Source organism: Constrictibacter sp. MBR-5, from assembly GCF_040549485.1.
Taxonomy (GTDB): domain Bacteria; phylum Pseudomonadota; class Alphaproteobacteria; order JAJUGE01; family JAJUGE01; genus Constrictibacter.
The window spans coordinates 485,471-510,912 of record NZ_JBEPTK010000003.1 but is presented as its reverse complement, the minus strand read 5'-3'; the positions used below and the strand labels follow the sequence as shown (position 1 = coordinate 510,912).

The following is a 25,442-nucleotide window of genomic DNA, read 5'->3' as shown; positions in this document are numbered from 1 at the left end:
ATTAATGTCACAGTTTGCGATAATATTGCCATGTTGACCATGTGGCGCAAACCTACCGCTCCATTCATTGGCGGTGCCGATCCGATTATTTCGGTCGTCAAATCGTCTTCGGCCCGAAAAGCCGAAGCCGATAAGCGTCTGCGCTATTATGCCGACGAGCAAGCCGACGAGACGATCAACCTCATTCGTCGCCGCTTCTCTGAGGGCGACAGCTTCCGCGTGTTCTCGCTGAACATCGTGAAGAAGATCGTCGACAAGCTCGCCAACCTCTATCGGCTGCCACCGCGCCGCGTGTTCGACGGCATGGACCAGTTGGCAGGCGAGGACATCTATCGCGCCTTGAATGCCGACGTGCGCCTGAAGGTGGCGCAACGCCGCGTGAAGTTGCTGCGGTCGGCCCTTCTTCATGTCGGATGGAACGGCACGCATGCGACCCTGAACGTCGTGACCGGGAACATCGCCGATGTCCTCTATGAGGACCCCGAGAACCCGACCCGCATCGTCATCACGCACCGCCGCGCCCGCGAAGAAGACACGACCTATTCCGACTGGACCGCGACCACGTATCACCGTCGCGACTACCGCGGTCGGATCATCTCGGTCCCTGGCAATCCCGACGCGGTGAACCCTTACGGTATTCTCCCCTTCGTGCCGCTGTTCGCGGCGGCACCGGATGACGAGTTTTGGCTTCCCGGTGGCCGCGATCTGATCGAGGCGCAAGAGGCGATCAACGTCGCCACCGCGAACCTATGGCGCGCCATCGAGCTTCAAAGCCATGGGCAGGCTTGGGCGACCAAGCTCGACCCGCGCGACGTGCTGAAGACGGGGCCTAACCGCGCGATCATCCTCCCTGATGGTGGCGAGTTCGGTTATGCGGCCCCGAATACCCCTATCCAACAGGTGCTCGCCGGCATCGAGTTTCTGATCCGTCAGACGGCGATCACCAACGGGCTTTCCGCCGACGTGTTCGACCTTGACCGCAAGAGCGAGTCAGGAGCGGCGAAGAAGGTCGAGCAAATCGACCTCGCGGAGGCACGGCTCGACGACATCGGCCTTTGGCGCACTTACGAAGCGCGGCTTTGGGAAGTGCTGAAGGTCGTCGTGAACACGCATGCGCCCGGCACGGTCCCCGCGGATGCGAGGATGCACGTCGATTTCGCGGAGATGAAAGAGCACGTCTCCGAAATTGATCGGCTCACGAACTACCGCAACCGCCTCGATATGGGCGTGTGGTCGCCGGTCGACGTGCTCATGACGGAGAACCCGGACGGCTTCAGCACGCGCGAGGACGCCATGCGCGAACTTCTGCGGCGTCGCGAGGAAGCCGATCAACTGGCACTGACACTGTAGGAACTCATGGACCCTGAGAACCCGAACCCGCCGGCACCGGAGAACGCGCCGGCACCAGTCGACACGACCGAAGCCGACAAGCTGAAGGCGCAGCTTGCGGCGCTCGCAGAACAGGTGCTTTCGGCCGTTCCGGAGCACCTGAAACCGCTCATTCCGGCCGGATTGGAGCCGGCGGCGCGCGTCGAGTGGTTCAACAACGCCAAGGCTACCGGCGTCTTCAACAGCAAGCCGGTCATCCCGGAGACGGACAGCAGCAAACCGACAGTCACGCCGAAGACGGCTGACGTATCGACATTGCCGCCGGTTGCCCGAATGGCACGCGGCTACAAGTAAGGATTGAACAGGTATGCTCACCGTCATCGAATGGGAGAAGCTGAACCCGACTCCCCTCTCGTCCGGCGTCGTCGAAATCTTCGCGGCCGAGAACCCGATCCTCGAACGCCTGCCGTTCATCAATATCAGCGGCAATGCCTACCGGTATAACATCGAGGGCAGCCTTCCCGGCGTGGCCTTCCGCGGCTTCAACGAGGGTTACGCGGAGTCGACCGGCGTCGTTAACCCGGCCGTCGAGAGCCTGACCATCGTTGGCGGTGACAGCGACTTCGACGTTGCACAGATCGCCATGGGCACCGGCGACAACGATACGCGCGCCGTCCACGACGCGATGAAGGCGAAGGCGCTGACGCTCACGTGGCTCAAGACGTTCTTCGACGGCGACAGCGGCACCAACCCGAAGGAATTCGACGGGCTGAACGTGCGGCTCACCGGCGACCAGGTCATCACGGCCGGCGCGAACGGTGCGGCGCTCACCATGGACATGCTGGACGACCTCGTTGACGCCGTCCGCGGCACCCCGAGCGTTCTCGTCATGAACAAGGCGATGCGCCGGGCGGTCGTGAAGCTCGCCCGGAGTTCACAGGTGCTTTCGATCACCCGCGACTATTTCGGTCGCGAGGTGGAGAGCTACGGCGGCGTTCCGATGGTGGTCGTCGAGGACGACGCGGACGGCGACGCGATCCTTGGTTTCGACGAGACGCAGGGCACCGACGAGGCGACGACCAGCATCTACGCGTGCCGCTTTGGCGTCGACACCTGCCACGGCATTCAGACGAAGCCGGTCGACGTTCGCGACCTCGGCGAGATCGACACGAAGCCGGCGCTTCGGACGCGGATCGAATGGTATTCGGGAATGGTCATCAAGCATCCCCGTGCCATGGCGCGGCTGAAGGGCGTGAAGAAGCCCGCATAAAGTCAAGGCACGGCCCGGCGCAAGTTGCGCTGATGAGCGTGCGTTAGAACGATTGGCTTCACGTCGCCAATCTCGGTCTTAGTCGGCGAGTCACCGTAAGAAACCCCGACAGCCGTCAGCCGGTCTATCAGGACTCAGCCGGCGTGGGCGGCACCAATCTATCAAGGGCATCGAACATGACTATCACCGTCGCAGTTGACAGCTTCGCGGGTCTGGACGAGGCGAATGAGTATTTCGCCGCGCGCCTGCATGCGGCGACGTGGACCGAAGCCGATGATGCCATGCGCGAACGGGCATTGAAGACGGCTACCGCAACTCTCTGTCGTGAAAGCTATTCCGGCCGGATCACCAGTCAGGTTCAGCCGCTTGCGTGGCCTCGCACGGGCGCGACCGATGCTGAGGGACGACGCATTGATGCCAACGCCATACCGCGCGCCATCGTGCATGCGACGGCGGAACTCGCGCTCTCCCTTCTTCGCGACGACCTCACCGACGACGCCAACCGCAGGCACGTGTTCGCCGTTGTCAGACAACGCGTCGGCGAGAGCGAGACGGAGTATGCGAGCGCGCCCGTTCATGATCTTCCCGGCACCGTCCGCGCCCTGATCCGCCCGCTTCTCCGGGTCGGCGGTAGTTCCGCCGCCATCGTGCCATGACTGATGCAGTTCGACAGATCGCGGATCGGGTTGAGGTTCGGCTTCGGGCTGCCTTTCTGAAGGCGGTCGACCATGTGCGCGCCGAAGTCGACCTAGACGCGCTGGCGCGCGCCATCATTGCCCGCGATGCCGACACGGTCGCCGCCCTCGTCGCGGATCTTGAAGCGACACTAGATGATGATGAAGGTCTAGGCGGCGCGGCGAGTATGGCGTTGATAGTCAGCGCGAAGGCGGCAGCATCGGCCCTTCGCCTTCGCTTCGCTGCCGAAGCCGCACGCATCCATCTGACGGACCACCGCGCCACCCTGATCCGCTCGATTATGGACAGGAGCGCACAGGCGGTCTCTGAGACAGCGGCAAGAGCGTCGGCCGGACGGACCGCCGAACAAAACAGGATCAACGTCGCGTCACAGGTGCTCGACAGCGTCGGTCTTACGCCTGCCCAGGCGCGGAGCCTCGATACCTTCCGTGCAGTGCTTGACCGTGCGGCCCGCGTGACGGCGCGGCCCGTTATCTTGACTCCCGATATGCTTCGGCACCTGTCGGCGCCGCAACGCGCCGTCGTTCAGCGCGCCGCAGCGGGCGAACTCTCGCCGGAGAAAGTCAGGGACATCGTCGAGCGGCACCGTAAGGCGCTCGTCGACCATCGGGCCGCATCCATAGCGCGCACGGAGGCCGCACGTCTCACGAATGCCGGCGAACACACGGCATGGCTTCAAGCGGCTGAACGCGGCGTGATCGACGAAGGCCGACACCGGCGGTTCTGGATCACCGCAGGCGACGAGCGGGTCCGGCTGGATCATCGGGCCGTTCCCGCGATGAACATTGCCGGCGTCGGCCTCCGGGAACCGTTCAAGACACCCTTCGGCGCAATCATGCACCCGCCGTTGGAAATCAACTGTCGGTGCCGCGTAGCGCTGCGGAGCATCACCAGTGCGTAACGTAGAACAGACTACCGCGGAGCGGTTGCTTTGGTGCACCGTGATTTACAACGCTCTTCAAGAGGCCAGCGGGGTCGTTAGGGGTCCCAAGAGCACTCATGATGCTGTTCGGGCTGAGGCGACTAAATGGTTGACGGGCAATGACCCGGACTTTCGCGCAGTCTGCATCATGGCGGGCCTAGAACCTGACGCCGTCCGTAATGGTGCCATCGGCATCATTGAATCCGGGAAGAAGCTGCGAATTGGGCGGACCCACTGATGATCGCTGGAACTATTGGCGTCACTCTTGAACTGAACGACAGGACGTTTAGCGTTCGGATCGAGAAAGCCGGAAAATCTATTCGCCAGCTTGCCGGCAACCTGACAGATGCAGGCAAAGCCGCTGAAGCGTTCGGCGCGAGCTTGCGCAAGGCGCTGTCGGCCAACGTCGCGCAAGACCTCACGAAGATGGGGACGGCACAGAGCCGTGCGGCAGCGCTCGCCGTGGCAGCCAATGCCCGCGTTACCGCTTCCGCGAACCAACTGAAGGCAGCCCAGGTAAGCGCCGCAGCCGCAGCCGCTACCGCAGCGGCGAATGCAGCCGCAGCCCAAACCCGGGCGGCTGCGGTCACGACGGCCGCCAATGCGCGCATCGTGGCATCCGCCAATAACCTTCAGGCAGCCCAGGCACGCGCAGCAGCGGCGACCACGGCAGCCGCCAACCGTGCCAACCGCAATGTGCAGGTGCAGGCATCGCAGGCGCGTAGCTTCCTCGGCACCATGCGCGACGTGACGATCGTCGCCGGCATGTTGCCGACCGCGCTCGCCACCGCGCAGACGGCGCTTACCGGGTGGTTCAGCGGCGTCATTAAGACGAACGCCGAAATCGAGCGCATGACCTTCCTTATGAAGGGCATGTCCCGCGCCGCGACCGAAGCCGGGCAGTGGGAAGAAGCACGGCAGAACGTGCAATGGCTGTTCGACCTCGCCGGCCGCGCACCGTTCCAGGTCGACGCCCTTTCCGACACGTTCGTGAAGCTGAAGTCTGTCGGCCTGGATCCGACAACGGGCTCGATGAACAGCCTCACCGATGCAGTCGCGGCGTTCGGCGGGAAGGCCGAGAACCTAGAGCGCGCTGCGGTCGCCATTCAGCAGATGGCGGGCAAGGGCGTCATCTCCATGGAAGAGCTGCGGCAGCAGCTTGGCGAGGCGGTGCCGACAGCCATCAACCTGATGGCGCGGTCCATGGGCATGACCTATGGCCAGTTGGTCGAGAAGATTTCCAGCGGCTCGGTTCAGTCGCAAGACGCGCTCGCACGTATGTTCGGCGAGTTTGAACGCGTCTACGGCGGCGCGGCGCAAGCCCAGATGCGCACCTTCAACGGCCTCGTTGCGCAGCTTCAGACCAAGTGGACCGAGTTCCAGCTTGAGGTTGGACGAACCGGCGCGTTTCAGGATGCGAAGGACCAGCTTCAGGGCGTCGTCGACGCCATGGACAGCCAACAGGTTGCCCAGTTCGCGAAGCTGTATGGCGAGGCCATCAAGACGGCCATCGGCGCGGCGCGCGACCTTGCTGAAGTGCTCTATGCCAACCGCGACGCCATCGAGTTTGCCGGGAAGGCGTTGCTCACCTACTTCGTCGCGTCGCGCGGTATCCAGGGCGTAACGGCACTCACGCGCGCCTTCACCGCCCTTCGCGGGAACGTCGGACTCCTCACCGGAGCGACACAGACCTATAGCAGCGTCGCCACCATAGCGACGGCCCGAATGGCAACGCTTGGCGGTGCGGCGAACAGCCTTGGTCGCGCGACTGGCATAGCCGCGGCCGGATTGACGACGCTCGGTCGCGTGGCAGGTGCCATCGCCGGCCCGCTCGGCTTCGCTGCCACCCTTCTGATATCGGCCGCTACCGCTGCGGGTCTCTTCCGCGACCGCTACCGCGAAGCCATGAACACCGTCCGAGATGGCGACCTGTTCACGTCCAAGAAGGAACTGGAGGACGCACGCGCCGGCCTGGACGACATCAACGGGCAGCTTCAGCTTTACGGCGATATCGTCGCCGGGCTGGAGGGCAAGAGCGCGCTCAGCGGGTTGCAGCAAGCCGAACTGAAGAGCGCACGCGAGAAGATCGCCGAGCTACAGCAGCAGCGTGCAGCGCTCGAAAAGACCGTCGCTCAAAGCGAGCGCTACGTTTCGTCGACAGACACGGAACGGAAAGTGTCGCAGCGCGTGCGGTTGATTGCGGACATGGAAACGAAGGTCCGCAACGAATACCGCGCGACCATGGAAGAGCAAGACCGGCTCGCCAATGCCGGAACTATCTCACAAGAGGAATATAACCGCAGCCGATTGGAGGCGATGAACCGCCTCACCGATGGCCTCAGCGCGGTCTATCGCCAAGCGATTGACGAACAGCGGACGGCGCTCGCCACCGCGACCAAGGAAGACGCGGCGGTTATCTCCGGCGTGATCGCGGAGCTTCAGGAGCGTCTTAGCCGGATCACCGCGCAAGCTGCGGCACAACGAGAGTTGCAGGCGAAGCCGCCGACGTTCGTCGCTCCCACCAGCGACAGCCCGGCACAACAGCGTGACAGCGACAGGCTTGAAAACCGGCTCGACCAGATGCGTGCGAAGGCGTCGCAACTTCGTGCCGCCCTGGCTGATACCGGCACCGAGTTGGCGAAGTGGACCACGCTGTTCAAGGAAGGCCAGTTCGCCAACGCCTCAGACGCCACAAAGACCAAAATCCTACAAGCCGCAGCCGAGCTTGACGAACTTGACGCACTCCGGGCGAAGGCGGCTGAGGCAGCGAACGCGCGTGCGAGCGCACGACAGGAAGTCGAAACCATCGCCGAACAGACACGGGCGATCCGCCGCGGCTTCATGGATCGCGCCGCGGCCGGACAAGACTACCTCAATTCGGAGATCGACAGGCTACGGCGTCTCCTAGAGGCGACCGAACTCACCGGTGCCGAACGCAAGCGCGCAGAGGCCGACGTTCAAGCATACGTTGCCGCCCTTCGCGAACAGACCGCGCGCGAGACGGAGTCTCAGGTGGACGCCCTCTTGCGCCATTGGTCAGACGGAACCGAGCGCATGGGTAACGCGACCGCTAATTGGCTTCAGGACGCGACAGACAATCTTGCGGAGTTCGCGACCACCGGCAAGCTGAACATCCGGGACTTCGCGGAGTCCGTCATCCGCGACATCATCCGCATTCGTATGCAGGCCAACATTGCCGAGAAGGCGAGCGGCTGGCTTGGTTCGCTGATGGATAAGGCGGCGAGCGTCATCCTTGGCGGCATCGGCGGATCGGCCGCGCCCTCCGCTCAATACGCCAACATGGGCGGCGGTGGCTATGAGTTGCACACGGGCGGCGTTCCGGGCCTGGATACTGCCTGGATGGGCGCGCCTCGCTACCACACCGGCACCGGCGGGGCGGGTCTCCGATCTGACGAGATGCGCGCCGTTCTTCAGGTTGGCGAAGGCGTCTTCACCAAGGGCCAGATGAAAGCCATGGGCATGATGGGCAATCTGGCACTCAACACGCCCATGATGATCGACGCTGCCATCGGTCGTGCCCTGAACGGCACCGCGCCACACGGCATTGCGATGAATGCCGAGCGCGGCACCGCCCCCCGTCAGACGCAGCAACCCATCTCCGTCGAGATCCATAACGAGACTGGCGTTGCCGCAGAGGGTCACGCGAATACGCGCGTCAATGGGGAGAAGGTCGTTCTCGACATCGTGCTGAAGGCGGCGAGTCGACCGGGACAGTTCCGGGACTCGATGAAATCCTTCATGCGCAGTTGATATGACTACGATCCTATCGAGGATAAAATGATGAGGCAGCTTCCCGCCCGGCGCCTGGAACTCGGCAGGCGCTATCGCAATATTTTCAATGACTTGGCGCGCCAGATCGGACGCGCCGAACCGGCTCCCAGCGAGGTCCAGATGCTTCGCCGCGCCGCGACCCTCGCGCTGTTCTGCGAACGCGACGAAGAGGCCGTAGCGAACGGCGATCCGATTGACCAAGACAACTACCGGCGGAACGTCGCGGCGCTGAAGCAAGTGCTCGTCGCACTCGGCTTGGCGAAGAAGGCGCGCGACGTCACCAAGGCCGACAGCCGGTTCATCGACCAACACACGGCGGCGCTGATCGACGCCGACTGACGATATTCCTCTTGTGTTACGTTTCCATACGAACATATATAAACGTAACACGAAGGGGAAAGCCGATGGCATCGGGCAAGTTCGTCAGCTACATCCGGGTCTCGACAGCGCAGCAAGGTCGTTCCGGGCTTGGCCTGGAAGCGCAGCAGAAGGCGGTGCGCGACTACCTGAACGGCGGCTCTTGGGAACTGGTAGCCGAGTTCGTCGAGGTCGAGTCCGGCAAGCGCACGGATCGCCCGGAGCTAGACAAGGCCATCAAGGCAGCCCGGAAGGCTGGCGCGACCCTCATAATCGCCAAGCTAGATCGCCTCGCCCGTGACGTGCACTTCATCTCCGGGCTGATGAAGGCAGGCGTCGAGTTCACCGCCGTCGATATGCCGGCCGCGAACCGCCTCACGATCCACATTCTCGCTGCCGTCGCTGAGCACGAACGCGAGATGATATCCGCCCGCACCAAGGCAGCCCTACAGGCAGTGAAGGCGCGCGGCGTGAAGCTCGGCAACCCGACCAACCTAGACGTGGCGCAAGCGAACAGCCGTGCGGTGCGTGTCGCGCGGGCGGAACAGCATGCCGCGAACATCCTGCCCATCGTGCGCCAGATACAGGCAGCCGGTGCCACGTCTCTACGTGCCGTCGCTGCGGCCCTGAACAGCCGCGGCGTTCGCACGCCACGCGGTGGCGAGTGGTGCGCGACCCAAGTAAAGCGCGTGATCGATACAGCAACCGCCTAAAAGGCCCGCAGAGCGACGCGCATAAGCGACAGACTATTTCCGCACCCTGACAGTCACGCGAACCAGAACGCGCATCAGAGATGCCGCAAGAGCGTCTGCGGCAACCCCACCCCCTCGTCAGCATTACAGCGACTGAGCCGGGAGGGGTGTCTTTCGACTAGGCTGACGCTCTCGCTAAAGCGTATCCACTTCTCGTGTCTTCAGCCCGAGAGGTTTGCCCCGCCGCTCTACAATCACGTTCTTCATCATCATGGCGATGATATCAAGATCGTCCTTAAGCCACTGAATTTGCTCGTCCACCTGTTCATCCGAAAGGCAGCCTGGACAAAGCGCCCCACCGACGGCCGTCACGTGGACACCACTAGCGTCGAACTGAACACCGAACTTACCGACAGCCGAGGTCATGGTTTCCTCCTCCATTGCGCCAACTATATCTCAAGCGCGGCCCTCAGTGCGAGTCCATGCTCGCAGATTAAATACCTTCGACCATGCCCAGCGCTTGCTTCATGGACAAAGCGCGAGCATGTCAGATGACCATCTGACACATTTCCAATCTGACAGATGAGTGAAGCCACCAATCTAACACCAAAAACAAGCATCATCTGTCAGACAACTTGTCGTATTAATTGCAGGCAATTCCGGCTATAATATACCCCTCACAGAATGCCACGATAGCCGGAAGCCCTATGCTCGATTATGACAAGATCAACACCCTTGACGACCTGAACGCGGCCCTTCAAGAGCGTGGCCTTCCCTATACCGCCTCCAAAGCGACCAAGGGGCCGGACTACCGGATTGAGCTACACGACCGGCGGACCGATGCCCTTGCGTTCTTCGCCCCACCCGGCGCGCCGTGGCAACTCGTCCTTATGCTGATCGAAGCGTTCATGTTCGGCTGCTGGCACTCGGCGCTGATGCTGCGCAGCGAGGTCGACGCCGTCATGACGCGCATCGCCCAGGCTGAACGATCCGTCGCGGCCCTGAAAGCGACGCAGGCTATCGACCCGGCCGCAGCCACGATCAACTGACGTGTCGACCATGTCCAATTTGGTCACGCGCCGGGACCGCCTGAACTGGCAACGCGACCTCCACACCCTATACGCGCTGCGGCTTGCCCGCATCCTCCGCGATCCGGTGCGCACGCCACGTTCAGTATATTGGGTAGATCCTACCACCGATCTCCAAACCCAGATCGACCACCATGCGAGCCAACACGAAGGCGGACTCTTCATCTCTCAGAAGTTCCCGGAGTGGTCGCGAACGACGCCAAGGATCAAGGCCACATACGGCACCGTAGCGCTTGGACAGACGAGCGTTCCCCGCTTCATGACGGTAAGGCTGGGGCCGAACCGTATCGAGCGCGCCCGGAAAGACCCGCGATCATTCCTGCGGAGCGTCAAGCGCGAGATGGACGCCAAGCTATACCGCCGGCTCGACCGCAAGCTCGACTATTGGTTCATCGTCGAAACGTCTGTCACCTCCAACCCATGGGGCGGCAGGACGAAGGTCACGGACCCGCACATACACGGCGTGATCGGCGCAGCCTCAGCGGAGCTTGAAGCCGTTGAGGAAGCCCTCCGGTCCCTCTCAGGCGACTACGGCGACGACAGGCCGACCGAGAAGGGCCGCAAGATCGCCAAGAGGCTCGCTGTCGAACTACAGCCCATCACCAACTCCCTCGCTCTCGCCGGCTATGTCACCAAGGACCCGCGGTTTGCGGCCATGTGCGTCCACGGCAACAACTTCACACAGACCCGGAACCTCAACGCCATCGGCAAAGCTAATTATGAGTTCCACACGAAGCTATTCGGCGCTTGTAAATCAGCTATGACTGAATATTCGATAAATCACAATTCCACGCTTTCTAGTCATTGACTCGGCTCGCGCAGCCCAGATAACCTCCGATCACTAACGCAATCGGAGACAATCAACTTGAACACCAAGACCATATCCCTGGAATCTTCCGTCGACCTGATCGAAGCACTCACGCGCCACGACCTGACCCGCTGCGGTGCCGCCTTCATCCACCGCGGCGAGCATCCCGACCTCGGCGCCATCGTGGTTGTTCAGTCAGACGATGCCGCAACCGTTATCACCGGCACGCGCTGAGGCTGCCGGTCGACCGAAAAAAAGCACGTGCCGTGAAGAAATCCGGAGCAAACCGAAGATCGCTGTCTATAACGAGTCCGAGCCCACCGGAACGAACGAGCAGCGCAGCAGACGGGAGAACAAAATGGAGTTGATGCGGCAGTCATATACGATCACGCGGGACTACGGGACGATGCTGGCGAAGTCCGGTGACGGCAGCACGCGAAAGGCGATCCGTTACGATTACGGCGGGGCGGCGGGCTTTGCTTATCGAGGGATCAAAATTTACGGTGTCGGCCGCAGCCCTGTCGACGTTTTCTTTTGCGACGACGGCACGACTATCATCACGTTTACCGACATCATCGCCTTCCGTCGGAACTACGGAGACGAAAATGTTGTCGCGCATGCGCTGCGGCAGTCGGAACGCAGCGTGGCAGAGAATGTGCCGGAAGGGCGCATGCAGGCACTTCGCGAGAAGCGCGACCACGATTTCGCCGACGCCTTCGTGAAGGCGTATCACGCCTGCCATGGGCTGGCGCGCGAACGAATGGACCGCGACTGCATCGCGAAGAAGGGCGAAAGCTGGATGCGCTACGTGAACCTACTCGACGCAGCCTAGCAGGCAGCACATACCGACGACGTAACGGCCGGGCACTCCCCGGCCGTTTTTGTATTCTCGCCCTCGGAGTCGGCTATCCCGACGCTCAGCAAGCCCAGACCACCGCGGCTCGCTACGCCTTAGCGCTGCCTCCGACTGCTACACATTGCGCCGGCCGACAGGCTCTAGGATGCTGATTTCACTGGAAAATCAAGGCTATGGCTGGGGCGCCAGGATTCGAACCTGGGAATGGCGGGATCAAAACCCGCTGCCTTACCGCTTGGCTACGCCCCAAACGCGGCTAGGGAAATAGAGCGAAAGGCGGTCCGCTGCAACGCCGAGAGTGCGGCGCGACGCGAGTCGTGGCGTCCATGTGACGCAGATTGCTTCCTCCTCGGGCACCCGCGTAGCATGGTCCCGTCATAAACAGGCCCGGATCAGCGGCACAGGATCGGCGGCCGCAGGCAGGCAGGCTCGATTTCTCGGGGGAGACGCAGCCATGCTCGAGGATTTCAACGTGGTCGACGTCCTCAATACGGGCGTGACCGGCTTCGCCTTCCTGATGCTCCTTGTCGGCTACCGCCTGCTCTCCACGGTGCAGTCGAAGGTCCTGGACAAGCGCGTCGAGGACTTCAGCTCGATCGAGTATTTTCGCGAGTGGCACAACCTGGTCAACGGCCAGCTGGCGAATACGCGGTACTTCATGATGTTCTCCGCGCTCCTTTTCGCCGGAGGCATAGCCCTGCTGGTCTACCGCCCCGTGAGCAGCATCTCCCTCGTCGTCTTCCCTTCCGAAGGCGTCGCGCCGCGCATCCTGCTTCAGCATGAGGAGGTCGCGCTCGACCGCAACGGTGCCGTCATGCTGCGGGTGAGAACCGACCAGAATGTGACGGTCCGCCTCGACGATCTCCTCAAGGAGATGCAGGAGCGTGCGCTCGAAGTGAAGAATCTTCGCGCACAGATGAACACGTTCGTGGCGCGGACGGAGGCGACCTCGCACGAGGTCGGCTTCTGATGCGATTCCTCCGTTACGCGATCATCGCCCTGGGCCCATGCTACGCTCCCCTATCCGCAGCCCTTGCCCAACAGGCGGTGCAGCAGCGCCTCGATGAGGCGAGAACCCTGGTCGGAAAGCATGACTACGACGCCGCGATCGAACAGCTTCGTCAGGCGCGCGACGCGGCCGGGGACGCAGACAGGGCGCGGGTCGACAACGCACTCGGCTGGACGCTGTTCACCGCGGGCGACGCGAAGGGCGCACAGCAGCAGCTCGAGCAGGCCCAGCGGCAGGCGGAGCGGTCGGCCGATGCGGATCTCAAGACCCGGATCGCGAACAATCTCGGCGTCGTGCTGTTCAGCCAAGGCGAGTTGGAGAAGGCGCGCGCGCAGTTCGAGGGGCCTGCGGCGCGCGGCAGCGACCTTGCGATCCGCTATCTGGGCCTCATCGACGAGCAGGTGCAGGCGAACCGCGTCAACGAACTGATCAGCGAAGGCATCTATGCGCGGCGCGCGTTGATGTTCGAGGCGGCGACCGAAGCCTATACGAAGGCGCTTGAACTCGCGCCGCGCAATCCGCGGGCGCTGGAGTATCGCGGCTATGCAAATTATCGCCTCGGACGTCTCGATGCGGCGCTGCCGGACCTGGAGCGCTCCCGCGAGCTAGACCCGGCCAACATCAACACGGTCATCAATCTGCTCAAGGTTCACTGCAAGGCCCGCAACGGCGCGGCCGCCGAGAGGGTGGCCGCAGACGCCCGGAACCTGCTCCTCGAAAACATGGCGGTGGTGCAGAGCGACCGCGAACTTCGCGAGGTTTGCGGCCGCGACCTCGCAAGGTTGCTTCCGTGAAGGATCACAAATCGAGGGTCTGCGACGGATCGACGATCCAGCCTTCGAGCGGATCGCAGGCGGCGGGAATGCCGAAGTTGGGCCGCCCGAGCGCCCAGGCTGCCTGGACTGCGCACAGCAGGGAATCGAGCCTGTCGCCGGTCGCGTCGGCGACGAGGTCGGTCGCCGCGGCACGATCCAACGCGACCGCAAAGCCGTAAGCATCGTGGAATGCCGATGACGCCAGGCCGGTGACGATTGCCTCGCGCGCGGCGTGCTGCGCGACGGACTGTCTTCCGCGGTCGTCGGACTTGTAGCCCGCCCGGCCAACGAAGCGGCGGGCCACCAGTGCCGGATAGGCCTCGAGAATCACGCGATCATCGGTCGTCGTCCGGCAGGGCGGGATGCTGGCCCGCGCCCCGGCGATGCGTGGCGCGCCGGCATGGTACATGCGCCCTACCGGCACACCGTAGAGCTTCTGCGGGCTGATGGAGCGCGCAAGTCGATCTGTGACCCGCCGGTGCTCCTTGTCACCCAGGGCACGATAGCGCTTGTAGTCCTCCAGCACCGCGACGAACGCCGGCCGGGTCAGCGCGCCGGCCATTTCGGCGCACAGCTGCCACTCGATGGGCCACCCGACACCCTCGACGAAGCGACGGGACTGTCCGAACGGGAAGTCGAACCCGACGATCCAGGGGCCGGGTTCGGCGAGCATCGCCTGGAAGGCTTCGAAGCCGGGGATCGCGCGGATCCGCTCCAGTAGGAGCGAACCCTGGACGAGCCGGCAATCGGCGCGGGTGATCGGCTTGCGTCGCGACGGTGCGCAGGTGAAGTCGACGCCGCCGATCAGCATCGATGCCTACTGCCGCCGCGGACGTCGGCGGATGCGCCATTCGGTGCAGGGATCGCCATAGTCCTGCCGCCGCAGAACCTCCAGCACGAGGAAGCGGTCGTGCACGTCGAGCATACCCTGCCAGAGTCCGTTCCAGCCGTCGAACACCGAGGGTGCCAGCGGACCCAGGTCCGACATCAGGCGCCAACCCGTCTGGCGGACCAGTACCGCCTCCCCGTCCGCCTCGACCTCCGCATGATCGCCTTGGCCGGTGATGAAGGCGGCCATCAGGTCGGCGAAACCCCGGGGCGATCGGTCGGTCACGCCGAGGATGCCGGCGATCTCCTGATAGTGCTGCAGGCCGACCAGGCGCCCGGCGGTATTGCCGAGATAGGCCGCGTCGTTCGGCCCGAAGAGTTCGGCCAAGCGCGGAAGGCCGGTGCGGATATACTCCATGGAATAGTTGCGGTTGGCCTTGGCGAGTCGCTCCGGTGGCCAGCTGCCCTCCGGCAGGCGCAGCGCGGTGTCCGGGTCGAACGGCGGCGGCTCCTCGCCGGGCGAGAAGATCAGGCGCTCCTCCGGCGAGAGGTCGCGGTCGTACTCGCGGAAATAGCCGGCGAGGCCGTACTGCGCGTCGGTCGTCTGCGCGGTGCAGACGAAGCCGAGCCGCGGATTCTTCAGGCTGATGCCGTTCTGAGCGTACCAGCCGCGCAGCATGCCGCGCGAGACTTCGGTCGGGACGCCGCAGATCGCCACGCCATCGTACACCCAGCGCGGCGGCACGAAGCGGACCCAGGCCTTGGTGTCCGATTCGCGCATGAACTCGACCTGCACGCCGCCGACGCTGTTCGACAGGTAATGGTAGCCGGCGCAGGCCACGGCGTGCGGCAGCCCGCTCAAGCCGAGCTTCTCCAGGCCCGGGAGGAACTTCTGGTGATGCTGGTGGCGGAAAATCCGGAACATCCACTCGCCGGCGTCCGCTCCGCCCTTGCGGCTGGCCACCGTGAGGATGAGACCGGTGAAGTAGCGATGGTAAAGGGCGGCGACGGCGCGCCAGCCGGCGGCCTCGTCGGCGGGTACGAAGGCAGTCACGATGTTGCGGCTCCGCGCTTCAGGAGGTTGGTCCAGTCGGCGAGCCCCTGCAGCATCTCGCCCATGATCTTGCGGGTACCCTCGTCGGTCAGTCGACCGTCGGCGTCGAACTTCTGCGGCGCGCCGCCGATGAACACTTCGGGCCGGTTGAGGACGCGTCCGTCGAGGAAGATGAAGCACTGCCGCAGGTGATACTGCGCGCGCGCCGTGCCGAGCACGCCGCCGGACGCGCCCATGATGCCGATCGGCTTGCCCGCGAACGGCTGCTCCGGCGGGCGCGACGCCCAGTCGATCGCGTTCTTCAGCACGCCGGAGATCGAGTAGTTGTACTCAGGCGTGGCGAACAGCAGTGCGTCGGCGCCGCGGATCGCGTCGCGTAGCGCCTCCGCCGACGGCGGGAAGCCTTGCTGGCGAACGTCGTCGTCATAGAGGGGGAGCTCGCCGATGCGGTCGAAGATGTCGATCGTCATCCCGGCCGGCGCGAGTTCTTGCGCTGCACGCAACGCGGCCGAATTGTACGAGCCCTTTCGCAGACTGCCCGAAATGCCGAGCACCTTCAGCACGCTCTCGTCCGCCATGACACCAACCTCCTCGTTGCGAGCCAGCAGCGTACAGGCCGCCCGCCGCTGGTCAATCGTCGCCGGTCCGTTACCGCCCATCCGCGGGAACCGGCGATCGGGGCGATGCGGTGGCAGCGGCGCGACACCACGTTCCAACCGAACGTCGCCGCCTGAGAAGGATCCACGCCCGGGATGGGACGAGACCGCCGCGAGCCAGCACCGCCCGTGACGCCCGAACGGCTGCATGCTGCGGCACTCCGGCATCTGGCGCGCTATGCCTGTTCGGTCGCGAGCCTTCGGCGGGTGCTGGGTAGGCGGGTGGACCGGTCGGTCCGCGCCCACGGCACCGATCCCGAAGCGGGTCGGCAGATGGTCGAAGCGGAACTGCAGAGACTGATCGCGGCGGGGCTGCTCGACGACGCGACCTATGCCGACACGCTGGCGCGGTCGCTGCGCCGGCGCGGCGCCTCACGCCGGCTCGTGCGTGCACGCATGAGCGAGAAGGGCGTCGGCGGCGATCTCGCGGTGGCGACGCTCGCCGAGGAGGAGGACCCGGCCGCAGCGGAACTGGAGGCGGCGATGGCGCTCGCGCGCCGCCGCCGGCTCGGCCCCTGGCGTTCCGAGGCCGAGCGTGCCGCACGCCGCGACCGGGACCTTGCCGCACTGGCCCGGGCCGGATTCGATCTTCAGACCGCACGGGCGGTCATCGACGCCGAGCCGACGGCCGACTGAGCTTCCATCTCGCGGACCGCTCGGACCGTATGCGATTCCGTCGGCCGGGCGAGACCGCTATCTTCCGTCAGCCGAAGCCGGAGCAGCCGAAGATGTCGCTCGAACTCGCCCACACCGAATATGGCCCGACCACGGACCTGCCGACCCTGTTCGTGCTGCACGGCCTCTACGGCTCGGGCAGGAACTGGGCGACCGTCGCGAAGACGCTCGCCGACGACCGCCGCGTGGTGACCGTCGATCTGCGCAACCACGGCGACTCGCCCTGGGCGGACGCCATGGACTATCGCAGCATGGCGGAGGATGTCGGGGCGCTGATCGAAAGGCTCGGTGCGGCGCCTGCGGCAGTGCTCGGGCACAGCATGGGGGGCAAGACGGCGATGATGCTGGCCCTGATCGCGCCCGATCTCGTCGAGCGACTGGCGGTGGTCGACATCGCGCCGGCCCCCTACGACAAGCCGGGCGTGCTGGTCTACGCCGACATGCTGAAGAAGCTCGATCTATCGACCATGTCTCGGCGCGGCGACGTGGAGCGTGCGCTGACGGCCGACGTCCCCGATCCGACCGTCCGCGCATTCCTGGCGCAGAACATCGTCACGGGCGACGACGGCGCACTCCACTGGCGGCTGAACTTGGATGCCATCGACACCGGCATCGCCGACCTGATCGACTGGCCCACGCTGCCGGCCGGCGCCAGGTACGAAGGTCCGGTGCTCGTCCTGGACGGGGGCGCGTCGGGTTATGTGCGACCGGACGACGAACCGGTCATCGCCGCGCTGTTCCCGAACGTCCAGCGCCAGACCATTCCCGGCGCCGGGCACTGGGTGCATTTCGAACAGCCGAAAGCCTTCCTGGCGGCGATCAGTGCATTCCTCGACCGGCGCTGACGCCACCTCCGACCGCGCCGTCGCTTTCCGGATTTCGCTCTACTACGCCATGCTGTTCGGGATGGTCGGCGTGGTACAGCCGTTCTTTCCGGTCTGGCTGAAGTCGCGCGGCTTGGATGCGGCCGAGATCGGCGTCGTGATGGCGGCGATCATGTGGGTGCGCGTCGTCTCCAACCCCGTGGCGGCCGGCTTCGCCGATCGCTTCGGCCGGCGCAAGCGCATGGTGACGATGCTCGCGCTGGGCGGCGCGCTGACCGGTCTGCTCTTTCCGTTCAGTTGGGGCTTCTGGGCCGTACTGGCGGTGGCGGCGCTGCAGACCGCCATCCAGGCGCCGGTCATGCCGCTCGGCGACAACCTGATCCTCCTGACCGCGCGCGACCGCGGCCTCGACTATGGCCGGATGCGGCTGTGGGGATCCGTGGCGTTCATCGTCACATCCATCGGGATCGGCACCGCGCTCGCCGGCCACGGCGAAGATCTGATCATCTGGACCATCGTCGGCTGCCTGTTCGGCGTGTTCATCGCCACCTCACTGCTTCCGAACAGGACGACGCCACCCGCGCATCGCGGCAGCCGTCCGGCACTGGCATTGCTGGGCATGCCGCCGTTCCTGCTGTTCGTCCTGTGCGGTGGGCTGAACATGGCGAGCCATGCGGTGCTGAACGCCTTCGCGACGATCCACTGGCGCGCCGCCGGGATCGGCGAGGACTTCATCGGCATGCTGTGGGCGATCGGCGTCATCGCCGAGGTCGTCGTCTTCGCCTTCGGCCAACGGCTCCTGCGCCGCCTCGGCATCGTCGGGCTGATGGCCCTCGGCGCCGGCGCGGGTGTCGTGCGATGGACCGGACTGGCGCTGACCGAGGATCCGATCCTCCTGCTCGGCTTCCAGTCGCTGCACGCGCTGACCTTCGGCGCGATGCACCTGGGCGCCATGGCCTTCATCCAGCAGGCGGTGCCGACGCGGCTCTCGGCGACGGCACAGGCGCTCTATGCCTCTCTCAGCATGGGCGTCGCTGTCGGCCTCACGACGATGGCGTCCGGCCTCGTCTACGAGGCGCTCGGTGCCTACGCGTTCCTGGCCATGACGGTGCTGTCGCTCGGCAGCCTCGCTGCGAACCTCGCTCTGCGCCGCGTCTGGCGCGGCGAGGAGATCGCCTGAGGCTGTCGGGTCAGACGATCGAGCCGCGCGCCGAGATCCCCCCGTCGATGGTCACGATGCAGCCGGACATGTAGGCGGCCTTCGGCGACGAGAGGAAGACCATCAGATCGGCCACCTCCTCGGACGAAGCGGCGCGTTTCGCCGGGAAACCGCGCAGCAGGTCGGGCCAGCGCTCGGCATCGCCAAAATCGGTCTGGGCGCGCTGGCGGAGCATCTTGTCCATGCGCTCCGTCGCGACCGGCCCCGGGTTCACCGCCAGCACGCGCACGCCGTGGTCCAGGCCGCGCCCGCCCATCGCCTTGGTGAAGGCCATCAGGCTGGCGTTGCCGGCCGAGCCGGCGACGTAGTTGAAGTCCGGGTTCTCGCCGGAATTGCCGATGTCGTTCAGGATCACGCCGTGCCCGCGCTCGCACATGCGCGCATAGAAGGCGCGCGTCATGGCGATGTAGCCGAAAACCTTCAGTTCCCAGCCGTCGCGCCACGCCTTTTCGTCGACCGCGTAGATCGAGCCCGACGGTATGGCGCCGGCATTGTTGATCAGGATGTCGACGTCGAGAGTCGCGGCGATCAGCTTCTCACGCGCCGCAGCGTTGGTGAGGTCGAGGGCATGCGGATGAACCTTGGCCGGGCTACCGGCCTCGATCTCCGCCTTTAGGCTCTCCAGTTCGGCGCCCGACCGCGCGGTCACATGGATCGCCGCGGCGCCCTCCCGGGCGAAGGCGAGGGCCGTGGCCCGGCCGATGCCCTTCGAGGCGCCGGTGATCAGGACGCTGCAGCCCGTCAGTCCGAGATCCATGCCCGCCCTCCGTCAGTAGTCGTGATGCCGCAGATGCTCGGCATAGCGCCGGAGACCGTCAGCCAGATCGATGCGCGCCGAGAAGCCGAAATCCTCGCCTGCGGCGTCGGTGGTGAGCAGGCCGATGGGGTAGTCGTGCGGATGGCCGTCGCCCTCCAGCACGAAACCGGCACCCGGCACGGCGGCTGCGATCTGCGCCCCGATCTCTTCCATCGGCAGCCGGGTGCCGCCGGACACGTTGTAGACGGCGCGCGGCAGGCTACTCGCTGCGAGCGCGCGAACGATCGCGTCGACGACATCGTCGACGTGGATGTACTGGCGCGGCCAGCCGCGACCGTAGGGAAGAAACAGCGGCTTTCCCTTGAAGCCCGACCTGATCGCGTTGCGCACCGGACAGGCGGTGGTACGGCCGGGACCGTAGACCATCGCCACGCGCAGGGAGGTGCCGTCGATGCCCTGCGTGCGGACGTAGGCGCGCATCAACGCCTCGCCGCAGATCTTGCTGGCGCCGTAGGGGTCGGTGGCGCGCAGAGGGGCCGCCTCGTCGACGACTTCGGCGTCATGCGCGCCATAGGCCATGATCGACGACAGGAAGATCACCCGCTTGGCGCCGCTGTGGCGCGCCGCTTCGAGCAGGCTCTGCGTGCCCTGGATGTTCGCCTCGAAGACCTGCTCCGGGTGGTCGTTCGCCACCATCGGGCCAGAGATGGCGCCGCAATGTGCGATGCGGGTCACGCCGTGCTCGCCGATCAACCCGATGACCCGGTCGATGTCGTTCGTCGTGGTCTCCGCGAGAATGCAGCCGGAGAGAGTTTCGGCCAATCCAGATGGGAGCACCTTGTCGAGGCCGACGACCGTCTCGCCCGCGTCGGTGAGCCGGCGGCAAAGGGCGCGGCCGATCATGCCGCCGGCGCCGGTGACGAGGATCGCCATCAGGCGCCCCTGCCGCTGACGAGAACGTAGCCACCGTCGGCGACCAGCGTCTCGCCGACCACGTAGTCCGCGGCCGGCGACGCGAGGAACAGCGCCAGTTGCGCCATCTCGCCGGCACTGCCGAAACGGCCGCTGGGGATGCCGGCCAGGGCCTTGGCGCGGTCCATCGGATCGGCCAGCAGCTTGGCGTTCATCGGCGTCAGCGTGCGGCCCGGACCGAGGGCGCAGACGCGCACACCGAGCGGCGCCCATTCCGCACCGGCCGTCTTCGTGAACTGGACGAGCCCGGCCTTGGCGACGGCATAGATGCCTCGGCCGATCGCGGCGTCGAAGGCGAGCTGCGAGGCAGTATTCACGATCACAGACATCGTATCGGCACTCCTCGCCCGCTCGGCCATGCGGGGCGCGAGCAGCCGGGCGAGGGTGATCGGCCCGATCAGGTTGGTGCGCAGGATCCGGTCGATCACCGCCGGGTCGGTCTCGATCAGCGGAGCGACCTCCAGGATGCCGGCATTGTTGAGGAGGATGTCGACGCCGCCGACCGCCTCGGCGAGGGCGGCGATTGAGCCGGCGTCCGACTGGTCGAAGGTGAACGCCTCGCCCTTCACGTCGCCGGCGATCTTCGAGAGGCCGTCCGCCACCCTGTCCGCCAGAAGCAGCTCCGCTCCCCCCGCGGCGAAGGCACTGGCCATAGCCGATCCGATCCCGCCGGCGGCCCCCGTGATCAGAACCCGCTTGCCGATCAACCAATCCGTGTTCGTCTGCATGTCGTCCTCAATGCGCCCCGGGAGACGTCAGTCGCCGCACCTGCACCCTGCTGCCGGGCGGCGCGCCGAGAATGGCGATGCCCTGCTCGTCCAGCAGCAGACGACCGGCGCCGACGTCGGTGTCGATCCTGGTCCAGGCGCGCAACGCGGCACCCGTCGTCGGCACGAGTTCCAGCATCGCCCCCTCGACCAAACCCAGCTTCTCGGCGTCTATCGGATTGAGGCGGCAGATGCGCCGGCGGCTCGGCCCGTTCTCGGCATAGCCGGACAGGTCGGATCGCTCGACCGTCAGGTGAAGGCGCCCGGCGCGGATCGCGGCACGCCGCGCCGCCGTCGCTTCGGCATCCGCCGTACCCTCGTCCGTCACGACGACGCCATAGATCGTGTACGCGGTCTCCGCCGAGACGTAGCCTTCCTCGGCGTCGTCGGCGACAACCTCCGGGTCGCGCTCGAGCGGATCGCCGTAGCCGCCGCCGCCGGCCGACTGCAGCAGCAGCGCGTCGCCCGCACGGATCGGATGACCGCCGATCTTGCCGGGCGTCGGGAAAGGCAGAAGCTTACCGTCACGGCGCAAATAGGAGGCGACCGTGGCGCCGCTCTCGCCCCCCTGCACGCCGAACGGCGGCACGACCGCGCCGTCCGCGAGCAGCGAGTAGGACGCTTCGCCGCGCACCAGCTTCAGCGAACGGCGCAGACCGAGGCCGCCGCTGTGCATGCCGGGCCCGCCGGAATCGGTGCCGAGGCGCGACCACTCGACATGCAGCGGATAGCGCACTTCGAGCACCTCGCTGGACTGCACGGTGTGCAGGTCGCCCCAGTCGATCGCCGCCATGGCGCTCGGCCCGTCCGCTTCGAGGAAGCCGCCGTTGCCGCCGCAGGACCATTCGTAGTGGACGTATTCCTTCTTCGTCTTTGGGTCGATGCCGCCGATATTGTTGTGGAACGACGTCCGGTGGATATCGCCCGACACCAGTTCGGGACAGGCGCGGGACAGGGCCCCGAGCATGCAGGCGATGACACGTTTGCGGATCTCGCCGTGCGATCCCGCCGGCGCCGGGTGCGTGACGTTCACGATGGTTCCGAGCGGCGCCACGACCTCGACCGGCCGGAACGAGCCCTGGTTCAGGGCCTGCTTGGGGTCGAGCACCGACTTCAGCGTGATGAAGACCGAGGCGGCCGAGACCGCGAGGGTCGAATTGACGGGCGCCGCGACCTGACGCGAAGCGCCGGTGAAATCCGCTTTCAGCGTGTCGCCGGTGATCTCCAGCCGCAGCGGGAGGAGCAGCGGCTCCAGGCCGTTCTCGCCGAATGTCTCCAGATAGTCCTCGTAGAAGAAGACGCCGTCCGGCAGCGTCGCGATGCGCGCCCGCATGCGCGCCTCGGACCGGTCGAGGTTCAGTTCGACGCAGCCCAGCAGCGTCTCGAGTCCGTAGCGGCGTACCAGTTCCCCGATGCGACGCTCCGCCGTCCGGCAGGCGGTGATGCCCGACTGGAAATCGCCGACCCGCTCCTCGCGCACGCGCATGTTCGAGAACAGGATCTCGAGCGCCGCCTTGTTGGGGCGTCCAGCCTCGATGATCTTGATCGGCGGGATACGGATACCCTCCTGGTAGATGTCGCGCGCCGTGCCCGACATCGACCCGGGAACCGAGCCGCCGACGTCCGACCAGTGCTCGCGCACCGCCGGGAAGAAGACGAGGCGGCCGTCCAGGAAGACGGGATAAATGATCGTGACGTCGTTCAGATGCGTGCCGCCCCGATAGGGGTCGTTCATCAGAATGACGTCGCCCGGCTGAATGTCCTCGCCGAAGTCTGCCAGCGCCGCCTCCACCGACCAGGGCAGGGGCACGACGTGGCTGCCGATGTCCTCGGACTGGGCGACGACCTGGCCGGCCTTGTCGAAGAGGCCGCAGGAGAAATCCCGCGCCTCGTAGATCGCGACCGACCGCGCGGTGCGGAACACCGTCGCCCGCATCTCGCGGACGACGGAGATGAGGCCCTCGGTCACGACCTCGAGCGTGATCGGATCGATATCAGCCATGGGTCGCCATCCGGTCCAGCAGCAGGTTGCCATGCGTATCGACGCTCGCCCGGAAGCCCGGCGGCACCAATGTCGTGGCGCCGATCTCCTCGACGATGGCGGGACCGTCGAACGCGGCACCCGCGAACAGGCCTGCGCGGGCATAGATCGCCGTGGGCAGCGCCGCACCGCCGAACACGACGGGGCGGGTGCCGAGAAGGGCAGCGCGGAGTTCGCCGCCGGGCGGCATGGCCGGCAGCGGTGGCTTGTCGGTCATGCCGATGGCGGTGACGCGGAACGCGACGACCTCGACCGGCGCATCGTCCGCCTGGACGTAGCGCTCGGCGTAGACGGCGTGGAAGGCTCGGCGGATATCGTCCGGCCCGGCCTCGGCCCCCTCGATCACCGCCCGAAGGTCGAAAGACTGGCCGATATAGCGCATGTCGAACGAGAGTTCGAAACGCGTGCGGTCGGCGGCGAAGCCGTCCTCCGCGACACGGCGTGCGGCCTCCTCGCGAAGCGGGGCCAGCACCGCCTCGACGTCGGCCGGGGTCGCATCGTCGAGCCACATGATCCGGGTCTGCATGACCTCGTGCCGCACGTCGGCGACCAGCAGGCCGTAGGCCGAGAAATTTCCCGGCATCGGCGGGACGACGACGCGCGGCATCATCAGTTCTTCGGCGACGAGTGCCGCGTGGAGAGGGCCCGCGCCGCCATAGGCCAGGAGCGAGAAGTCGCGCGGATCGAGCCCGCGGGTGACCGAGATCTCCTTGATCGCCGCGGTCATCCGGACGACGGCGAGCTGGATTATTCCCTCGCCCATGGCCCGCGCATCGAGGCCGAGCGTGGCGCCGACCTCCGCGATCATGGTCTCCGCCGCCGGCGCGTCCAGACGGATATGCCCGCCCAGAGGATCCGCCGGTGCGAGCCTGCCGAGAACGACGTTCGCGTCGGTCACGGTCGGCTCCGTCCCGCCCTTGCCGTAGCAGGCTGGACCCGGAACGGCACCGGCGGAGCGCGGACCGACGGCGAGGAAACCACCCGCCTCGACCGTGGCGATGCTGCCGCCACCGGCGCCCACGGTGACGATCTCGATCTGCGGGACGCGATTCGGGAAGTGGCCGACCATGCCTTCGGACGTGACCTCGAACCGGTAGCCTCGAATCATGGCCACGTCGCTGCTCGTCCCACCCATGTCGTAGGTGATGATGTCGCCGAGACCGGCGAGCGACGCCACGTGGGCAGCCGCGATCACGCCGGCCGCCGGCCCCGACAGCATCGAATGGACCGGCAGTGCCGCGATCCGTTCCGCCGACCAGGTGCCGCCGCCGGAGGTCATGACCGCCACCGGCCGCGCCAGGCCCTGCGCGGCGAGGGCGTTCTGCAGATTGGTCAGATAGCGGCTCATCGGCGGTGCCACCGCAGCGTTCAGTGCGGTGGTCGAAAAGCGCTCATACTCGCGATATTCGGGCAGCACGTCCGCCGAAGCGCACAGCGGCATGCCGGGCAGCAGCTCCGCGCAGATCGCCGCCGCGCGATGCTCGTGCGCCGGGTTGCGATAGCTGTTGATGAAGCAAACAGCGACCGTCTCGTAGCCCTTGGCGGCGATCGCGCCGCAGGCGGCGCGGACACCGGCTTCGTCCAGCGGCTCGATCTCCTCGCCGTCGGGCCCCAGCCGGCCTCGCACCTCGAACACGTCGGACCGACGGACCATGCCGGGCGGACGCGTCGCCTTGATGTCGTAGACCTTCAGCCGGTTGCCTCGCCCCAGGATGAGCACGTCCCGAAAGCCCTCGGTCGTGATCACCGCCAGGCGTGCGCCCTTGCGCTCCAGTGCCGCGTTGGTGGCGACGGTGGTGCCGTGCGCGAAGGTCTGCACCTCCGGCAGCGCACCCCCGCTCGCCGCGACCGCGGCCACCACGCCGCGCGAATGATCGCCGGGCGTCGACGGAACCTTGGCGAGGCTCAACCGTCCCGCCGCAGCGTCGTAGAGAACAAGGTCGGTGAACGTGCCGCCGACGTCGACACCCATCCAAAGCACTCGACTACTCCTAAACTGAGACGTGAGGATGGGG

At 65.8% G+C, this 25,442-nt stretch carries 26 protein-coding genes and 1 tRNA gene; 17 read left to right on the top strand and 10 right to left on the bottom strand.

Annotation, left to right across the window (positions count from 1 at the left end):
* Positions 1-30 precede the first annotated feature (30 nt).
* From ABIE65_RS09410 to ABIE65_RS09375, 8 genes are all read left to right on the top strand, one after another.
* Positions 31-1,350 carry a hypothetical protein gene (locus ABIE65_RS09410; RefSeq protein ID WP_354077289.1) on the top strand — a complete coding sequence of 440 codons (1,320 nt, stop codon included), beginning with the start codon at positions 31-33 and terminating at the stop codon, positions 1,348-1,350.
* A 6-nt stretch (positions 1,351-1,356) separates the two neighbouring features.
* Entirely contained in the window at positions 1,357-1,683 is a 327-nt protein-coding gene (locus ABIE65_RS09405) for a hypothetical protein (RefSeq protein WP_354077288.1), read from the top strand.
* A 13-nt stretch (positions 1,684-1,696) separates the two neighbouring features.
* Complete coding sequence (locus ABIE65_RS09400; protein ID WP_354077287.1) at positions 1,697-2,599, top strand: major capsid protein; 903 nt, start codon at positions 1,697-1,699, stop codon at positions 2,597-2,599.
* A gap of 176 nt (positions 2,600-2,775) precedes the next feature.
* Positions 2,776-3,255 carry a DnaT-like ssDNA-binding protein gene (locus tag ABIE65_RS09395; protein ID WP_354077285.1) on the top strand — a complete coding sequence of 160 codons (480 nt, stop codon included), beginning with the start codon at positions 2,776-2,778 and terminating at the stop codon, positions 3,253-3,255.
* Positions 3,252-4,196 (top strand): phage minor head protein, encoded by a 945-nt coding sequence (locus tag ABIE65_RS09390; protein WP_354077284.1) that lies wholly within the window; start codon positions 3,252-3,254, stop codon positions 4,194-4,196. Before ABIE65_RS09395 ends, ABIE65_RS09390 begins: the two co-directional genes overlap by 4 nt.
* A gap of 258 nt (positions 4,197-4,454) precedes the next feature.
* On the top strand, positions 4,455-7,988 hold the full coding sequence (locus ABIE65_RS09385; RefSeq protein ID WP_354077282.1) for a tape measure protein: 3,534 nt from the start codon (positions 4,455-4,457) through the stop codon (positions 7,986-7,988).
* Positions 7,989-8,018: 30 nt separating this feature from the next.
* Positions 8,019-8,348 carry a hypothetical protein gene (locus ABIE65_RS09380; RefSeq protein ID WP_354077281.1) on the top strand — a complete coding sequence of 110 codons (330 nt, stop codon included), beginning with the start codon at positions 8,019-8,021 and terminating at the stop codon, positions 8,346-8,348.
* A 65-nt stretch (positions 8,349-8,413) separates the two neighbouring features.
* Positions 8,414-9,079 carry a recombinase family protein gene (locus ABIE65_RS09375; RefSeq protein WP_354077280.1) on the top strand — a complete coding sequence of 222 codons (666 nt, stop codon included), beginning with the start codon at positions 8,414-8,416 and terminating at the stop codon, positions 9,077-9,079.
* A 174-nt stretch (positions 9,080-9,253) separates the two neighbouring features.
* On the opposite strand, the gene ABIE65_RS09370 is transcribed toward ABIE65_RS09375, so the two are convergent.
* Positions 9,254-9,484 (bottom strand): hypothetical protein, encoded by a 231-nt coding sequence (locus ABIE65_RS09370; protein ID WP_354077278.1) that lies wholly within the window; start codon positions 9,482-9,484, stop codon positions 9,254-9,256.
* Positions 9,485-9,765: 281 nt separating this feature from the next.
* On the opposite strand from ABIE65_RS09370, the gene ABIE65_RS09365 reads away from it, so the two are divergent.
* From ABIE65_RS09365 to ABIE65_RS09350, 4 genes are all read left to right on the top strand, one after another.
* Positions 9,766-10,107 carry a hypothetical protein gene (locus ABIE65_RS09365; RefSeq protein WP_354077277.1) on the top strand — a complete coding sequence of 114 codons (342 nt, stop codon included), beginning with the start codon at positions 9,766-9,768 and terminating at the stop codon, positions 10,105-10,107.
* Positions 10,108-10,117: 10 nt separating this feature from the next.
* Positions 10,118-10,954: a hypothetical protein gene (locus ABIE65_RS09360; protein WP_354077276.1), complete on the top strand. Its 837-nt coding sequence runs from the start codon at positions 10,118-10,120 to the stop codon at positions 10,952-10,954.
* Positions 10,955-11,011: 57 nt separating this feature from the next.
* On the top strand, positions 11,012-11,188 hold the full coding sequence (locus tag ABIE65_RS09355; RefSeq protein WP_354077275.1) for a hypothetical protein: 177 nt from the start codon (positions 11,012-11,014) through the stop codon (positions 11,186-11,188).
* 124 nt (positions 11,189-11,312) lie between these two features.
* Positions 11,313-11,786, top strand: coding sequence for a hypothetical protein (locus tag ABIE65_RS09350; protein WP_354077273.1), 474 nt, complete (start codon positions 11,313-11,315; stop codon positions 11,784-11,786).
* Positions 11,787-11,984: 198 nt separating this feature from the next.
* Here ABIE65_RS09350 and ABIE65_RS09345 read toward each other — a convergent pair.
* Positions 11,985-12,059: transfer RNA gene (locus tag ABIE65_RS09345), tRNA-Gln, on the bottom strand.
* Positions 12,060-12,264: 205 nt separating this feature from the next.
* Between ABIE65_RS09345 and ABIE65_RS09340 the strand changes: the two genes are divergently transcribed.
* Positions 12,265-12,780: a hypothetical protein gene (locus ABIE65_RS09340; protein WP_354077272.1), complete on the top strand. Its 516-nt coding sequence runs from the start codon at positions 12,265-12,267 to the stop codon at positions 12,778-12,780.
* Entirely contained in the window at positions 12,780-13,613 is an 834-nt protein-coding gene (locus ABIE65_RS09335) for a tetratricopeptide repeat protein (protein WP_354077271.1), read from the top strand. The genes ABIE65_RS09340 and ABIE65_RS09335 overlap by 1 nt, the downstream gene beginning before the upstream one ends.
* Before the next feature lie 4 nt (positions 13,614-13,617).
* On the opposite strand, the gene ABIE65_RS09330 is transcribed toward ABIE65_RS09335, so the two are convergent.
* From ABIE65_RS09330 to ABIE65_RS09320, 3 genes are read right to left on the bottom strand one after another with little or no spacing between them, the layout of a single operon-like run.
* Entirely contained in the window at positions 13,618-14,445 is an 828-nt protein-coding gene (locus ABIE65_RS09330) for a hypothetical protein (RefSeq protein ID WP_354077269.1), read from the bottom strand.
* A 6-nt stretch (positions 14,446-14,451) separates the two neighbouring features.
* Positions 14,452-15,516, bottom strand: coding sequence for a hypothetical protein (locus ABIE65_RS09325; protein ID WP_354077268.1), 1,065 nt, complete (start codon positions 15,514-15,516; stop codon positions 14,452-14,454).
* Complete coding sequence (locus ABIE65_RS09320) at positions 15,513-16,322, bottom strand: NADPH-dependent FMN reductase (protein WP_354077267.1); 810 nt, start codon at positions 16,320-16,322, stop codon at positions 15,513-15,515. Before ABIE65_RS09320 ends, ABIE65_RS09325 begins: the two co-directional genes overlap by 4 nt.
* Between ABIE65_RS09320 and ABIE65_RS09315 the strand changes: the two genes are divergently transcribed.
* The 3 genes from ABIE65_RS09315 (at position 16,302) to ABIE65_RS09305 (ending at position 18,851) form a co-directional block, all read left to right on the top strand.
* Positions 16,302-16,808: a RecX family transcriptional regulator gene (locus tag ABIE65_RS09315; RefSeq protein WP_354077266.1), complete on the top strand. Its 507-nt coding sequence runs from the start codon at positions 16,302-16,304 to the stop codon at positions 16,806-16,808. The two genes, ABIE65_RS09320 and ABIE65_RS09315, sit on opposite strands and share 21 nt — an antisense overlap.
* A gap of 92 nt (positions 16,809-16,900) precedes the next feature.
* Entirely contained in the window at positions 16,901-17,692 is a 792-nt protein-coding gene (locus ABIE65_RS09310; protein ID WP_354077265.1) for an alpha/beta fold hydrolase, read from the top strand.
* On the top strand, positions 17,670-18,851 hold the full coding sequence (locus tag ABIE65_RS09305) for an MFS transporter (protein ID WP_354077264.1): 1,182 nt from the start codon (positions 17,670-17,672) through the stop codon (positions 18,849-18,851). The genes ABIE65_RS09310 and ABIE65_RS09305 overlap by 23 nt, the downstream gene beginning before the upstream one ends.
* Before the next feature lie 10 nt (positions 18,852-18,861).
* On the opposite strand, the gene ABIE65_RS09300 is transcribed toward ABIE65_RS09305, so the two are convergent.
* Genes ABIE65_RS09300 through ABIE65_RS09280 form a run of 5 tightly spaced genes read right to left on the bottom strand, consistent with a single transcriptional unit; the run spans position 18,862 to position 25,399 of the window.
* Complete coding sequence (locus tag ABIE65_RS09300) at positions 18,862-19,647, bottom strand: SDR family oxidoreductase (protein ID WP_354077263.1); 786 nt, start codon at positions 19,645-19,647, stop codon at positions 18,862-18,864.
* 12 nt (positions 19,648-19,659) lie between these two features.
* Positions 19,660-20,580 (bottom strand): NAD-dependent epimerase/dehydratase family protein, encoded by a 921-nt coding sequence (locus tag ABIE65_RS09295; protein WP_354077262.1) that lies wholly within the window; start codon positions 20,578-20,580, stop codon positions 19,660-19,662.
* Positions 20,580-21,347 carry an SDR family NAD(P)-dependent oxidoreductase gene (locus ABIE65_RS09290; RefSeq protein ID WP_354077260.1) on the bottom strand — a complete coding sequence of 256 codons (768 nt, stop codon included), beginning with the start codon at positions 21,345-21,347 and terminating at the stop codon, positions 20,580-20,582. The genes ABIE65_RS09295 and ABIE65_RS09290 overlap by 1 nt, the downstream gene beginning before the upstream one ends.
* 7 nt (positions 21,348-21,354) lie before the next feature.
* Positions 21,355-23,388 (bottom strand): hydantoinase B/oxoprolinase family protein, encoded by a 2,034-nt coding sequence (locus tag ABIE65_RS09285; protein ID WP_354077259.1) that lies wholly within the window; start codon positions 23,386-23,388, stop codon positions 21,355-21,357.
* On the bottom strand, positions 23,381-25,399 hold the full coding sequence (locus ABIE65_RS09280; protein ID WP_354077426.1) for a hydantoinase/oxoprolinase family protein: 2,019 nt from the start codon (positions 25,397-25,399) through the stop codon (positions 23,381-23,383). The genes ABIE65_RS09285 and ABIE65_RS09280 overlap by 8 nt, the downstream gene beginning before the upstream one ends.
* Positions 25,400-25,442 lie beyond the last annotated feature (43 nt).